This is a genomic window from Teichococcus aestuarii (assembly GCF_042651065.1).
GTDB classification, from domain to species: Bacteria; Pseudomonadota; Alphaproteobacteria; order Acetobacterales; family Acetobacteraceae; genus Pseudoroseomonas; species Pseudoroseomonas aestuarii.
The window spans coordinates 42,984-56,544 of the sequence record NZ_JBHSCH010000023.1 but is presented as its reverse complement, the minus strand read 5'-3'; the positions used below and the strand labels follow the sequence as shown (position 1 = coordinate 56,544).

Genomic DNA, 13,561 nt, shown 5'->3' with positions numbered 1-13,561 from the left:
GCGGCCTGGGCGCGCAGCCGCACCCGCTCGGCCAGGCGGTGCGCGCCGCTCGGCCGCGCCCGGGCGGCCGCGCGCACCTTGCGCACCAGCTCCGGCCCCAGCGTCTCCATCGCCAGCGAGACGGCGCCGCCCGGCTTCGGCACCACATCCACCGCGCCCTGCCGCAGCGCCTCCAGCGTCGCCTCGGCGCCGGAGGCGGTGAGGGCGGAGAGCATCACCACCGGGCAGGGCCGCTCCAGCATGATCCGCTCCAGGCAGGCCAGCCCGTCCAGCTGCGGCATCTGCACGTCCAGCGTCACCACGTCGGGGCTGAAATCGTGCAGCAGGGCCAGCGCCTCCACCCCGTCGCGCGCCTGCGCCATCAGGAAATCGCCCTCCGCCTCGAACAGGCTGGCGAGCAGGCGGCGCATCAGCGGCGAATCATCGACCACCAGCAGGCGGATCACGGCGCGCTCTCCACCGCCGCCCGCGCGCGGGCCAGCTGCGCCGCCCGGGCCGCGCCCGCCGCGGCCAGGGTGGCGCGCAGGGCCGAACCCGCCTCCCCCAGCAGCCCCACCGGCGAGAGCAGCAGCGCCATGCCCGCGCCGCCCGGCAGGCCGGCGGCGCCTTCCACCAGCGGCGCGGCGCCGGCGGCGGCGTGCGGCACCGGCACCGGCACCGGCGTCCGGGCCGCGCCGGGCAGGCGGCGCAGGCCCGTCACCGCATCCACCATCAGCGCGACGCGCAGCCCCTCGAGCCATGCCACCACCACCACCCGCCCCACCCGCGCCGCCGCCGGCAGGCCGAGCAGCCGCCGCAGGTCCAGCACCGGCAGCGGCTCGCCACGGAGCGTCATCACCCCGGCGAGGCCCTCCGGCGCCTGGGGCAGGCGCGGCAGCGCGGCAGGCGCGGGAGCCAGCTCCGCCACCGCCGCCAGGGGCAGGGCGTAATCCTGCTCCTCCAGGCGCAGCAGCAGCACGCGCCCGCCCTCCTCCAGGGCCGCGGGGGCCGCCTCCTGGCCCGTCTCCGGGGCAGGCGCGGGGGCGGCGCCTTCGAGCAGCGAGGCGGGCGCGAGAATGGGCAGCAGGCGCCGCCCTTCCTCCAGCCGGGCGATGGCGGCGATCCGCCCCCGCCCTTCCCCCTGCTCTCCTTCCCCGCCCTGCCCTTCCCCGTTCCGCCGGAGGCCGCGCAGCAGGAGCGGCGGCACCGGCTCCACCGCCGGCTCCGGCACCGCGAGGATGCCGCGCACCGCCTCCACCACCAGCCCGGCGCGGGCCATGCCCTGGCGCAGCACCAGGATTCGGGCACCCGGGCCCGGCGCCGCCACGCCGCGGCCCAGCAGGGCGTCCAGCGCCAGCAGCGGCAGCGCCTGGCCGCGATAAGGCACCACGCCGAGCGCCGCCGCGCCCAGGCCCAGCAGCGGGGCGAAACCCGGCGGCAGGCGCAGCACCGTCTCCACCGCCTCCAGCGGCACGGCGAAATCCTGGCCCCCCGCGCGGCAGCCCAGCAGGGCGAGGGTGGCGTCCTCCGCCACCGCCCGCACGGGCATCGCCGGAGTGGCGAGGACCGGCTCCTGCTGCGCCCGCGGCATGACGGCGCGGGCCAGCAGCGCCGCCAGGTCCAGCGGCGCCTCGCCATCCGCCAGCCCCAGCACCGCCTCCACCGAAAGCGCCAGCGGCGTGCCGCCGCGCAGCAGCACCAGCCGTGCGGCCCGCCCCGGCGGGGCCTCCTCCCGCCCCAGCAGCCGCGCCAGGGAGACCACCGGCACCGGCGCCCCACGCAGGCTGGCCATTCCCAGCAGCCACTCCGGCGCGCGCGGCACGCGCGTCAGCGGGACACAGGGCTGGATGCCCTCCAGCGCCACCGCCGGCAGGGTCAGGCGCTCCCCCCCGGCGCGGCAGGCCAGCACGCGCGCATCCTGCGCGGACATGCGCTAGCCTTCCGTGCCCTGGAGTTCCTCGGCCAGCCCGGCGATCTCCTCGATGGCGGCGGCCAGCGCCTCGGTGCCCTGGGCCTGCTCGCGCGCCGCGGCCGCCGCCTGGGCGGTGGAGCCGCCGATCTGCACCGCCGCGGCGGCGATCTGCCGGCAGCCGTCCAGCACCTCCCGCGCCGCCTGCATCGCCGCCTCGGCGCCGGAGGCCGTCTCCTCCGCGCCGCCGCGCAGCGCCTCGATCGCGTCGCGCGCCTCGCCCAGCCGGGCGAGCAGGAGGTGGTTGCGCCGCGCCTCGCCCTGGCCGGCGAGCACGATCTGCTCCAGGTCGCGCCGCGCCACGGCGGTCTGCATCTGCACCTCGCGCACCATGTCCTGCATCCGCCCGGCATGCGCGGCGGCCTCGCGCGAGAGGCCGCGGATGTCGCCCGCCACCACGGCGAAGCCGCGCCCGGCCTCGCCGGCCCGCGCCGCCTCCACCGCGCCGCACACCGCCAGCATGCCGGTCTGCGCCGCCACCAGCGCCATGCCGTTGACGATCTTCTCCGCCTGCCGGGCCTGGCCGCCCACCGTGTCGGACAGCAGCATCACCGCCTGCGCCTCGGCCGCGCCGGCGGCGATGCCCTGGCTGAGGCCCTCCAGCCGCTCCAGCGCCCCGGCCAGGCGCGGCGCGGCCTCCAGCAGGCGCGCGGCGGCGGCGGCGGCGGCGGCTCTGCTGGCGGGGGCGGCCTGCGCGATCCGGTTCATGGTGTCGCTGGTCTGGCCGGTGGCCTCGGCCTGCATCTCGGCGCCGCGCCGGATCTGCTCCAGCGCCACGCTGATCTGCCCGGCCGAGCCGGCCAGCTCCTGCACGGTGGCGGACAGCTCCTCGGCGGCGGCGGCCAGCGCGGCGCCGCCGCCGGCCGCCCCCTCCTGCAGGGTGGTGGCCATGGCGGCGAGGGCCTGGGCGGTCCGCTGGCTCTCGTCCAGCGCCGTGCCCTGCTGCTGCACGGCCTCCTGCGCCTGCGCCGCGGCGGCGGCCGGCTCCTCGGCGGCAGCGGCCACCTGCTCGGCGCCGCGCCCGGCCGCGCCGGCGCCGAGATCCGCGTCGGCGGCGCTGGCCAGGATGGTCTCGGCCCCTTCCGCCAACGCCGCCAGGGTGCCGCGCAGGCCGACCAGCGTGGCCACCACCTGCTCGCCATGCCCGGCCTCCTCGGCGGCGCGGCCGGCGGCGGCGCGGATGCGCGCGCCCATCGCCCGCACGCCCTCGCCGATCGCCACGGCCAGCTCCACCACCTCGGCGGCGCTGCCCTCGGTCTCCTCCGCCTGGGCGCGCACCTCCTCGGCCAGCACGGCGAAGCCGCGGCCCTGCTCCTCGGCCCGCGCCGCCTCGATGGCGGCGTTCAGGGCCAGCAGGCTGGTCTGCTCGGCAATCTCGCCCACCGCCCGGGTCAGCTCGCCGATGCCGCCCGCCTGCCGCTCCAGCCCGGCGGCGGCCTCGACGGTGCGCATCTGCTGGGCGGTGCTGTCCTGCACCCGGGCGATGGCGGCCTCCACCTGCGCCGCCACCTCGGCCAGAAGGGCCTGCAGGCCCTCCGTGCCGCGCTTGGTCTGGTCGGCACGGGCGCGGGCCTGCCGGAAGGTGGCGGAAAGGCCGAGGATGGCACCCTGCGATTCCTGCGCGGCACCGGAGGCCTGCTCGGCCGCCGCCGCGATCTGCGCCAGGGCGCCATGCAGCTCCTCGGCGGCGCTGGCGGACTGGGTGAAGCCGGCGGCCAGCTCCTCGGTGGCGGTGCCGACGCGCTCGGCCGCCTTCTGGCGGCGCAGCCGGGCGCGCTCCTGCAGGCGGGCGGGGCCGGGCGCCGGCATGGCCGGAGGTTGTGCCACCGGGCCGCGCGTCTGGACGGGGCCTCGCATCTCGGATGTCTTGACCAGGGCCATGCGGTTTCTCCGGACAGGGGCGCAGGGTTCTCTCTACGCCAAGTCGCGGGCCGGGGAAGCCCCCCCCTGATCGGATGCCTTGTCGGATCATGCGGCGGCCGCCGGGACCGGATCATGGCGGCGGCCCCCGCCGGGGGAGGATCTCCCCGGCGGCGGCCGGAGGTCAGGCGTGCTCGGTCAGCGGCGCATGCGGGCCATAGACCGCCGGCATCAGGCCGATATCGTGCCGCTCCAGGCCCGCCGGCTCCACCAGCCGGCACTCATGCCCGCCATCGGCGTGCAGCACATGCTCGACATAGCCCAGCGGCTTGCCGCCCCAGCGTTCCTGCCAGGTGTCGCCGACGACGAAGGCCACGGCCGGCGCCCAGATCTGGCGCAGCCCGTCGCACAGGCCGCGGTCCCACCACTGGTGCAGGTGGCCGGAGGCGACGAAGGCCACGTCGTGCCCCGCCAGCAGGTCCAGCAGGCGGCGCCGAGCCGCCGGCAGCACCGGCCAGTAGGTCATCTCCGTGTCCGACAGGCGGTCGCGGCAGAGCGGCTTGTGCTGGAACAGCGCGATGCGGCGCCCATCCGCCGTCGCCAGCGCCTCGGCCAGGAAGTCGAACTGCGCCTCGCTCTCCGGCAGGCCGGCGGTGGTGATCAGCGTGTCCAGCCCGATCACCCGCCAGCCGGGAATGTCGCGCAGGTGCCAGTCCATGCCGAAAGTCTCGCGCCAGCGGGCGAGGCGTGCGGCATCGGCGGGCGTCGCGCCGCCAAGGATGGTGTCGTTGCCGACATCGTGGTTGCCGGGCACGGCGAGCCAGTCCAGCCCCAGCCCGTCCATCTGCGCGCGGGCGAAGCGGAGGTCGTCGATGGCCAGCTCGCCATGCGCCGAGACATCGCCGGTGTGCAGCACGAGGTCGGGCCGCGCGGCACGCAGGTGCTCCGCCAGATGCGCGAAGTTCGCGGTGAACTCCGGATGCGCGGCGGAGAGGTGCGTGTCGCTGATCTGGGCGACGCGGAAGGCCATGGCTCAGGACTTCCGCGGCAGCAGGCGGCGCACCTCGGCCACCATGTCGGCCTGCACCTCCTTGGGCGTCGCGCGCTGCTCGACGATGCGGGCGAGGTTGTCCACCATCGTCTGCGTCACGCGCACGCTGTTGCTGCCGGGGAAGGCGTACCAGGGGATGGAGATGGGCAGCTGGCGCACCGCCGGCATGAAGAGCGGGTTCTCGCGGTAGAAGGCGCCGAGATACTGCGGGTCGTCGATGGCGATCTGGTTGCAGGGCAGGTAGCCGGTGTTCTGCACCATCAGCGCCTGGCCCACCGGGCCGGTGGAGAAGCGCAGGAACTTCCAGGCGGCCTCGCGCTTCGCAGGGTCCTTCGCCGTCAGCATGCCGGCGGCGCCGCCGGTGGGCAGGCGGCCCTTCTCGGCGTCGATCACCGGCATGCCGGTGGTGCGGAGCGTGAAGTTCTCGCCGATGCTGGCCAGGGTGCCGCGGACCAGCGCGGTGGTCTGGAAGATCATGCCCAGCTTGCCGGCGGCGAAGGCCTGGCGGGCGGCGGCGGCGGTCATGTTCGGCATGCCGCCCTGCTTCACCATGCGGTCCAGCAGCGTCAGCGCGGCGAGGCCCTCGGGGCCGCCGAAGCCGACATCGGTCTCGTCCGCGTTCAGCATGCGGCCGCCATGGCCGAAGAGCAGCGACGAGAACATCCAGTCGTCGCCGCTCCAGGTAAACCACATGCCGTTGACGCCATCGCCCAGCCGGTTGATGCGGGCGGCGAGGTCGAGCACCCCGTTCCAGTCGCGCGGGAAGTTCTCCGGGTCGCCCCCGGCGCGCTTCACCAGCTCGGCATTGTAGTAGGAGACGGGGTTGGAGGCCGCGTAGGCGAGGCCGGACTGGATGCCGCCGAAGCGCGCCAGCGCCAGCAGCGAGGGCGTGTAGCCGGCCTTGGCCGGGTCGCCGTCGCGCGCCAGCAGCGGCGCCAGATCCTGCGCGATGCCGCGCTCGGCGAAGACGCGCAGCCGGTTGAAGCCCTGGTAGGAGAGGTCCGGCAGCTGGTTGGTGGCGGCCTGGCGCAGGATGAGCTGCGCGCCCTCCTCGTAGTTCGGCGTGGTGACGAAGTTCACCGCGATGCCCGGCTCGGCCTTGGCGAAGGCTTCCAGGATGGCGTCGTAGCTGCCCTTGTAGATGAAGGGCTGGGCGTAGTGCACCGTGATGGCGGTGGACTGCGCGCGGGCGATGCGCGGCGCGGCCAGGGGGGCGGCGAGCATCGCTGCGGGCAGGGCCAGCGCGGCGCGGCGGCGGAGGGTGACGGTCATGGGCTTGGCTCCGGTGTCCGGTGCGGAAGAGGGGGTCAGCCTTTGAGGCCGGTGGTGGCGATGCCTTCGACGAAGCGGCGCTGCGCCAGCAGGAAGGCGATGACGAGGGGCGCGGTCATGACGACGGCGGCGGCCATCAGCGCGCCGAAATCGTCGTCGCCCTCGGTGGTGCGGAAGAACAGCACGCCGAGCGCCGGTGTCGCGTGCTCCGGCGTGTTGACGACGATCAGCGGCCAGAACAGGTCGTTCCAGTGCGCGACGACGGAGAAGATGGCGAAGGCGGTGGCCGCCGGCCAGGCATTGGGCAGCACCACGCGCCAGACGATGGCCATCTCGCTCATGCCGTCGAGCCGCGCGGCGTGGATCAGGTCGTCAGGCAGCGACTTGAAGAACTGCCGGAACAGGAAGATGGCGAAGACCGAGATGGTGGAGGGCGCGATCAGCGCCGTGTAGGTGTCCAGCAGGCCGAGCTGGCTGAAGCCGGCATAGAGCGGCAGCGCCGGCACGTGCGGCGGCACCAGCAGGCCCAGCATGACGGCGCCGAGCGCCAGCTCCCGCCCGCGGAAGTTCAGCTTGGCCAGCGCGTAGCCCGCGGGGATGGCGAAGAGCAGCTGGAAGAACAGGATGCCGCCGCAGACGATGACGCCGTTCAGCAGGTAGCGCGCCACCGGCACCAGCTCGAACACGCGGCCGTAGTTCTGCGCGACGGCGAAGCGCTCGGGAATCAGCGAGAGAGACGCACGGAAAATCTCGTCCGCCGGCTTCAGGCTGGCCGCCACCATCCAGATGTAGGGCATCAGCAGCAGCAGGCCGAGCAGGGAAAGGACGAGCAGGCGCGGCGCATCGCGCAGCAGGGAGGTCTCGCGCTCAACCATAGTGCACCCGCTTGTCCAACACGCGCGTCTGCAGCCACATCAGCGCCAGCACGATGGCGAGGAACACCAGCGTGATGGCCGCCGAGTAGCCGAGGCGGAAATAGGTGAAGCCCTCAAGGTACATGGCGTGCAGCAGCACCTCGGAGGCCCTGTTCGGGCCGCCCTGGGTCAGCACCTTCACCGTGTCGAACACCCGCACCGAGCGGATCATGGTGATGGTGAGGACGAAGAGCGTGGTCGGCCCCAGCATCGGCCAGGTGACGAGGCGGAAGCGCTCCCAGGCGGAGGGCGCGCCATCCACCTCGGCGGCGGCATACATCTCGCGCGGGATGGCGGTCAGCCCCGCCAGGAACAGCACCAGGTTGAAGCCCAGATTCTCCCAGATGCCGATGGCGGCGAGCGACCACATCACCGTGTCGGAGGAGGAGAGCCAGGCCGGGCCGTCGATGCCCACTTGGCGCAGCACCGCGTTCAGCGGCCCGATGCTCGGGTGCAGCAGGTACTGCCAGGCGGAGGCCATGGCGACGGTGAGCGAGACCACCGGCAGGAAGAACACGGCGCGGAACAGCGTGCGCCCGCGCGTGCCGGCCTCGATCAGCAGCGCCAGCGCCAGCGCGCCAAGGATGGAGCCCGGCGTGACCACCGCCACGTAGAAGACCGTGTTGCGCAGCGCCTGGGCGAAGCCGCGGTCGCGCAGCAGCTCGGCGAAATTGTCGAGGCCGATCCAGGCGAAGGCCGGCGCGCCCAGCTCGTAGTCGGTAAAGGCGAGCAGGATGGCGGCCAGCGTCGGCAGCAGCAGCAGGACGAGGTAGGCCAGCACCGCCGGCAGGCCGAGTGCCCAGGCGGTCAGCGCCTCGCCCGTGGCACCCTCGCGGCGCGCGGGGGCGGCGGAGAGGACGGCCTCAGACAAGGCTCGGCTCCGGCACCACGGCGGTGTCGCGCAGGCGGCGGCCGCGGGCATCGAACAGCAGGGCGCGGGCGGGGTCGAAGCCCAGCGTCACGCGGCTGCCGGGCGGCAGGTCCGGCACCAGCTCGGGCGGCAGGCGCACCACCAGGGCGGTGCCGGTGCCGACATGCCGCGCATGCAGCAGCAGGCTCTCGCCGAGGAACTCCAGCCCCTCCGCCGTGGCCGGGATGCCGCCATCGGCCAGGTAGAGATCCTCCGGCCGCAACGCCAGGGTGGCGGCGCCGGTGATGCGCTCGGCGCCGCAGAGCCGCACGCCTGTCGGGAAGCCGGCGACGCGGGTAAGGCCGTGGCCGTCGATCTCGGCCGGCAGGGTGTTGATGCGCGGCGAGCCGATGAAGGTGGCGACGCGCAGATCGTCCGGGTCGGCATAGATGGCGCGCGGGCTGGCCACCTGCAGGATCTCGCCCGCCTGCATCACCGCCACCCGGTCCGCCATGGTCAGCGCCTCGGACTGGTCATGCGTCACGTAGAGGGTGGCGGCGCCGGCGCGGCGGTGGATCTCGACGATCTCGCGGCGCGTGTGCACGCGCAGCGCGGCGTCGAGGTTGGAGAGCGGCTCGTCCATCAGGAAGGCGGCGGGCTGGCGGACGATGGCGCGGGCCAACGCCACGCGCTGCCGCTGCCCGCCCGAGAGCTGCGAAGGGCGCCGCTCCAGCAGGTTGGTCAGGCCCAGCGCCAGCGCGGCGCTGCGCACATCCTCGGCGATGCCGCGCCGGGCGGCGCGGCTGCCCGGCCAGATGCGGCCGATCAGCGGCAGGCGCTGCGCCACGCCCATGCGCCGCATGGAAAGCGGCACGGCGATGTTCTCCGCCACCGTCAGATGCGGGTAGAGCGCGTAGGACTGGAACACCATGGCGACATTGCGCGCCGCCGGGCGCAGCGCCGTCACATCCCGCCCGTTGATCAGGATGCGGCCACCATCGGGCCGGTCGATACCGGCGATCAGCCGCATCAGCGTGGATTTGCCGCAGCCGGAGGGGCCGACCAGCGCGACGAACTCCCCCGCCGCCACAGCGAGCGACACACCCTTCAGAACCGGCTGCCCCGCGAAGTGGCGCGTGACCTTCTCGACGACGATACCCGTCACAATGACCCCCATTCCGTCGAGGCGGGCTCTTAGGGGCAGTGTGTGACACTCGTGTTCCAGTCCCGCGAAACTTCCATGCCAATGCATCCACAGTACCGCAACGGGATTGTCATGCGTCCGTCAGCGGCGCGTCACAGGCAGCCGCTAAGCCGCCCCGCATCGCACACCCATCGGGGATCGAGAGACATGCTCCGCAAGACCGCGCTCGCCGCCGGCCTGATCCTGGCCCTGGGCGGCGCCCAGGCGCAGGCGCAGGGCCAGCAGCGCCAGGGCTTCACCTTCTGGTACGGCCTGACCGGCCAGCTCAGCGAGGCGGTGCAGTCCGTCTGCAAGCGCTTCAACGACTCGCAGGCGCAGTACAGCGTCACCTGCACCAGCCAGGGCGACTACGCCAAGGCGCTGCAGAACACCATCGCCGCCTTCCGCGCCAACGAGCAGCCGACCGTCGTGCAGGTCTATGACATCGGCACGGCGGACCTGATGCTGGCCGGCGTGTACCGCCCGGCGCGCGAGCTGATGGCCTCGCAGGGCCACCAGGTGAACTGGAACAACTACCTCCCCCCGATCGCGGCCTACTACGCGACCTCGAAGGGCGAGATGCTCTCCTTCCCCTTCAACTCCTCCACGGCGGTGATGTACTGGAACCGCGCGGCGGGGCAGAAGGCCGGCATCGCCGAGGCCCCCGCCACCTGGGAGCAGGTGGCCGAGGCCGCGCGCAAGATGAAGGCGGCCGGCCATGCCTGCCCGATCGCGATGGATTTCGACAGCTGGGCGCTGTTCGAGCAGTTCGCCGCCATCCACAATGTCCCCGTCGCCACCCGCGCCAACGGCTATGGCGGGCTGGACGCCGAGTATGTGTTCAACCAGGGCGTCATCAAGAAGCACTTCAACAACCTGCTCGACTGGTACAAGGAAGGGCTGGTCCAGATCCGCACGCCGCAATCGGGCAAGGACGGCATCGCCTCCTTCGCCGCCGGCGAGTGCGCCATGGCCTTCGGCTCCATCGCCAGCCACTCCACCATCCGCCGCACCGCGGCCGAGGGGCTGGACTGGACGCCGGTGATGGTGCCTGTCTATGAGGGCACGCAGCGCATCAACAGCCGCGTCGGCGGCGCCTCGCTGTGGACGCTGAAGGGCCGGCCGGAGGGCGAGTACAAGGCGGCCGCCGCCTTCTTCGCCTTCCTCGCCACGCCGGAATCCGAGGAATACTGGTCCACCATCACCGGCTACATCCCGGTGACGGCGGCGGGCCAGGCGCGGCTGGAGCAGAACGGCTTCTACAAGAAGCCCGAGAATGCGGGCCGCGAGGTGGCGATGCAGAGCCTGATGCTCACCGAGCCCACCGAGAACTCGCGCGGCCTGCGCCTCGGCAACCTGACGCAGTTCCGCGCCGCCTACGCGAACGAGATGCAGGCCGCCTTCGCCGGCCAGAAGACGATGGACCAGGCGCTCGCCGCGCTGCAGGAGCAGGGCAACCAGCTGCTGCGCCGCTTCGAGCAGACCTACCGCGGCAAGCAGCTTCCGTAAGCGGAGCAGGCCCGGCCGCGCGCGGCCGGGCCATCCAGAACCATGAGCAACACACGCCGCGCCCTGTTCCGCAGCACCTGGCTCCCCTGGGCCCTGGTGCTGCCGCAGCTCCTCATCATCTTCGTCTTCTTCTACTGGCCCACGGGCGAGGCGCTGTACTGGGCCTTCACGCTGGAACAGCCCTGGGGCGGCGGCAATGCCTGGGTCGGCTGGCAGAACTTCGTGTCGGTCTTCTCCAGCGCCGGCTACTGGCATTCCGTCCGCATCAGCATCCTCTACGCGGTGGCCACCACCGTGCTCGCCATCGGCGTGGCGCTGCTGCTGGCGCTGTTCGTGGACCGCGAGGTGAAGGGCAGCCGCGGCTACCGCCTCGCCGCCATCTGGCCCTATGCCATCGCGGCCCCCGCCATCGGCATCGTCTTCCGCTTCGTCTTCGACCCGCGCTCCGGCGTCTTCGCCTTCCTCAACCAGGCCATGCCGGGCGCGTGGGACCCGACGCTGAACGGCAACCACGCCATGACCATGCTGGTGCTGGCCGGCGCGTGGCAGCTCGTCTCCTACAATTTCGTCTTCCTGCTCGCCGGGTTGCAGAGCGTTCCGCGCGCGCTGGTGGAGGCCTCGGCCATGGACGGCGCCGGCCCGCTGCGCCGCATGTGGGACCTGCAGGTGCCGCTGCTGGCGCCGACGCTGTTCTTCCTCGCCATCATCAACATGACCGACAGCTTCACCCACAGCTTCGCGCTGGTGGACGTGATGACGAGCGGCGGCCCCGCCCGCTCCACCGACCTGATGGTCTACAAGATCTACTCCGACGGCTTCAAAGGCCTCGACTACTCCGGCGCCGCCGCGCAGAGCATCGTGCTGATGCTGCTCGTGGTCGGCATGACCTTCCTGCAGTTCCGCTTCGTCGAGCGGAAGCTGCACTACAAGTGAGCGCGCCGCGATGGTCGAACGCCGCCCCCTGCTGAACCTCGCCACGCACCTGCTGCTGGCGCTGGGCCTGGCCTGCCTGCTGCTGCCGCTCTGGCTCGCCTTCGTCGCCGCCACGCAGGACGTGGCGGGCGCCAACGCGGTGCCGATGCGCTGGCTGCCCGGCCCCTACTTCCTCGACAACATCGCCGCCGCCTGGACACGCGCCGATCTCGGCGCCCGCTTCACCACCAGCCTCATCGTCGCGGTGGGCGTCATGGCGGGCAAGGTGCTGCTGGCCATGCTCGCCGCCTTCGCCATCGTCTTCTTCGACTGGCGCGCCAAGGCGGTGGTGTTCTGGCTGGTCTTCGTCACGCTGATGCTGCCGCTCGAGGTCCGCATCGTGCCGACCTACGCGGTGGCCGCCAACGCGCTGCGCCCCTTCCAGGCGATCCTCGACGTCACCGGCCTCACCGGCCTCGTCGAGACGCTGAGCGGCGTCCGCATCGCGCTGGAATGGCGGATGCTCAACTCCTACACCGGCCTTATCCTGCCGCTGGTCGCCACCGCCACCGGCACCTTCCTCTACCGCCAGTTCTTCATGACCATCCCCGAGGAGCTGGTGGAGGCAGCGCGGATGGATGGCGCCGGGCCGCTGCGCTTCCTGCGGGACGTGCTGCTGCCGCTCTCGCGCACCAACATGGCGGCGCTGGCCACCATCATGTTCGTCTATGCCTGGAACCAGTATCTCTGGCCGCTGCTCGTCACCACCGAGCCGCAGCGCAGCACCGTGATGGTGGAGCTCTCCCGCCTGGTGCCGCGCGGCGATGGGCTGCCGGAATGGAACATCGTCATGGCGGCGGCGCTGACCGTCATGCTGCCGCCGCTCGCCGTGGTCGTGCTGATGCAGCGCTGGTTCGTCCGCGGCCTTGTCGCCACCGAGAAGTGAGGAGCGCCGCCATGGCCGCCATCGTGCTCGACCGCGTGAGCAAGACCTATCCCGGCGCCGCCCGCCCCTCGGTGGACGGCGTCTCGCTCGACCTGCCGGAAGGCGCCTTCGTCGTCGTGCTCGGCCCCTCGGGCTGCGGCAAGTCCACCCTGCTGCGGATGCTGGCGGGGCTGGAGACGATCACCGGCGGCGAGGCGCGCATCGCCGGCCGCCGCGTCAACGAGCTGGAGCCGAAGGACCGTGGCTGCGCCATGGTGTTCCAGAACTACGCGCTCTACCCGCACATGAGCGTCGCCGAGAACATCGGCTACCCGCTGAAGGTGGCCGGCGTGCCGCGCGCCGAGCGCGCCGCGCGGGTGCGCGCCGTGGCCGAATCCCTGGCGCTCACCGAGCATCTGGCGCGCCGCCCGGCGCAGCTCTCGGGCGGGCAGCGGCAGCGCGTGGCCATCGGCCGCGCCATGGTGCGCGCGCCGCGTGTCTTCCTGTTCGACGAGCCGCTCTCCAACCTCGACGCCACGCTGCGCGTGCAGATGCGCGCCGAGCTGCGCCGCCTGCACGAGAAGCTCGGCGCCACCTCCCTCCTCGTCACCCACGACCAGGTGGAGGCGATGACGCTGGCCGACATCCTGGTGGTGATGCAGGCCGGGCGGGTGGAGCAGGTGGGCGCGCCGCGCGCCGTCTATGACCGGCCGGAGACGCGCTTCGTCGCCGGCTTCCTCGGCTCCCCGCCGATGAACCTGATGCCCGGCCGCGTCGTGGAGGGCGGCGCCGCCGTGGCGCTGGAGAACGGCCCGCCGGTGCCGCTGCCGGGCCGCCTGCCGGAGGGGCTCCCCGTGGTGCTCGGCATCCGCCCGGAGCATGTCGCGGCGGGCGGGCCGCACACCGCGGTGGTGGAGATGGTGGAGGACCTCGGCAGCGGCCGCGTGGTGCATGCGCGGATGCAGGGCGTGCCGGTGGTGCTGCACGCCCCGGCGGAGGGGCGGATGCAGCGCGGCCAGGCGCTGCATCTCGGCCTGCCCGCCGCGCGGCTGCATGTGTTCGAGGCGGAGAGCGGCCGCCGGCGCGAGCCCGAGCCGCTGCCGACCGCGCAGGCGGCGCTGGCCGGCTGAGGCGCCA

The 13,561-nt window shown here is 73.3% G+C and carries 12 protein-coding genes; 4 read left to right on the top strand and 8 right to left on the bottom strand.

All coding sequences use genetic code 11. The features are described 5' to 3' along the window. The 8 genes from ACFOY6_RS11260 to ACFOY6_RS11225 form a co-directional block, all read right to left on the bottom strand. Positions 1 to 446: response regulator (locus ACFOY6_RS11260; protein WP_379650753.1), on the bottom strand; the 446-nt coding region annotated here is incomplete at its 3' end. Then, entirely contained in the window at positions 443 to 1,909 is a 1,467-nt protein-coding gene (locus ACFOY6_RS11255; protein WP_379650751.1) for a chemotaxis protein CheW, read from the bottom strand. The genes ACFOY6_RS11260 and ACFOY6_RS11255, both read right to left, overlap by 4 nt. Positions 1,910 to 1,912: 3 nt before the next feature. Further along, entirely contained in the window at positions 1,913 to 3,829 is a 1,917-nt protein-coding gene (locus ACFOY6_RS11250) for a methyl-accepting chemotaxis protein (protein WP_379650749.1), read from the bottom strand. Between the two features lie 163 nt (positions 3,830 to 3,992). Then, positions 3,993 to 4,838, bottom strand: a complete 846-nt coding sequence (locus ACFOY6_RS11245; RefSeq protein ID WP_379650747.1) for a metallophosphoesterase family protein — start codon at positions 4,836 to 4,838, stop codon at positions 3,993 to 3,995. A gap of 3 nt (positions 4,839 to 4,841) precedes the next feature. After that, a complete protein-coding gene (locus ACFOY6_RS11240) occupies positions 4,842 to 6,131 on the bottom strand; it encodes an ABC transporter substrate-binding protein (protein ID WP_379650745.1) in 1,290 nt (429 codons plus the stop codon). A 35-nt stretch (positions 6,132 to 6,166) separates the two neighbouring features. After that, positions 6,167 to 7,006: a carbohydrate ABC transporter permease gene (locus tag ACFOY6_RS11235; RefSeq protein ID WP_379650743.1), complete on the bottom strand. Its 840-nt coding sequence runs from the start codon at positions 7,004 to 7,006 to the stop codon at positions 6,167 to 6,169. Next, on the bottom strand, positions 6,999 to 7,916 hold the full coding sequence (locus ACFOY6_RS11230; protein ID WP_379650741.1) for a carbohydrate ABC transporter permease: 918 nt from the start codon (positions 7,914 to 7,916) through the stop codon (positions 6,999 to 7,001). Before ACFOY6_RS11230 ends, ACFOY6_RS11235 begins: the two co-directional genes overlap by 8 nt. Next, a complete protein-coding gene (locus ACFOY6_RS11225; RefSeq protein WP_109515515.1) occupies positions 7,909 to 9,060 on the bottom strand; it encodes an ABC transporter ATP-binding protein in 1,152 nt (383 codons plus the stop codon). The genes ACFOY6_RS11230 and ACFOY6_RS11225 overlap by 8 nt, the downstream gene beginning before the upstream one ends. Before the next feature lie 186 nt (positions 9,061 to 9,246). Between ACFOY6_RS11225 and ACFOY6_RS11220 the strand changes: the two genes are divergently transcribed. Genes ACFOY6_RS11220 through ACFOY6_RS11205 form a run of 4 tightly spaced genes read left to right on the top strand, consistent with a single transcriptional unit; the run spans position 9,247 to position 13,554 of the window. Continuing rightward, complete coding sequence (locus ACFOY6_RS11220; protein WP_379650738.1) at positions 9,247 to 10,587, top strand: extracellular solute-binding protein; 1,341 nt, start codon at positions 9,247 to 9,249, stop codon at positions 10,585 to 10,587. 42 nt (positions 10,588 to 10,629) lie between these two features. Further along, positions 10,630 to 11,520, top strand: coding sequence for a carbohydrate ABC transporter permease (locus tag ACFOY6_RS11215; RefSeq protein WP_379650736.1), 891 nt, complete (start codon positions 10,630 to 10,632; stop codon positions 11,518 to 11,520). 10 nt (positions 11,521 to 11,530) lie between these two features. After that, positions 11,531 to 12,445 carry an ABC transporter permease subunit gene (locus ACFOY6_RS11210; protein WP_109515518.1) on the top strand — a complete coding sequence of 305 codons (915 nt, stop codon included), beginning with the start codon at positions 11,531 to 11,533 and terminating at the stop codon, positions 12,443 to 12,445. An 11-nt stretch (positions 12,446 to 12,456) separates the two neighbouring features. Next, positions 12,457 to 13,554 carry an ABC transporter ATP-binding protein gene (locus ACFOY6_RS11205; protein ID WP_379650734.1) on the top strand — a complete coding sequence of 366 codons (1,098 nt, stop codon included), beginning with the start codon at positions 12,457 to 12,459 and terminating at the stop codon, positions 13,552 to 13,554. Positions 13,555 to 13,561 lie beyond the last annotated feature (7 nt).

Bases quoted from the DNA above. Each gene is read 5' to 3' on its own strand.
- ACFOY6_RS11255 (WP_379650751.1), bottom strand. From the start codon at position 1,909: ATGTCCGCGCAGGATGCGCGCGTGCTGGCCTGCCGCGCCGGGGGGGAG.
- ACFOY6_RS11250 (WP_379650749.1), bottom strand. From the start codon at position 3,829: ATGGCCCTGGTCAAGACATCCGAGATGCGAGGCCCCGTCCAGACGCGC.
- ACFOY6_RS11245 (WP_379650747.1), bottom strand. From the start codon at position 4,838: ATGGCCTTCCGCGTCGCCCAGATCAGCGACACGCACCTCTCCGCCGCG.
- ACFOY6_RS11240 (WP_379650745.1), bottom strand. From the start codon at position 6,131: ATGACCGTCACCCTCCGCCGCCGCGCCGCGCTGGCCCTGCCCGCAGCG.
- ACFOY6_RS11235 (WP_379650743.1), bottom strand. From the start codon at position 7,006: ATGGTTGAGCGCGAGACCTCCCTGCTGCGCGATGCGCCGCGCCTGCTC.
- ACFOY6_RS11220 (WP_379650738.1), top strand. From the start codon at position 9,247: ATGCTCCGCAAGACCGCGCTCGCCGCCGGCCTGATCCTGGCCCTGGGC.
- ACFOY6_RS11215 (WP_379650736.1), top strand. From the start codon at position 10,630: ATGAGCAACACACGCCGCGCCCTGTTCCGCAGCACCTGGCTCCCCTGG.
- ACFOY6_RS11210 (WP_109515518.1), top strand. From the start codon at position 11,531: ATGGTCGAACGCCGCCCCCTGCTGAACCTCGCCACGCACCTGCTGCTG.
- ACFOY6_RS11205 (WP_379650734.1), top strand. From the start codon at position 12,457: ATGGCCGCCATCGTGCTCGACCGCGTGAGCAAGACCTATCCCGGCGCC.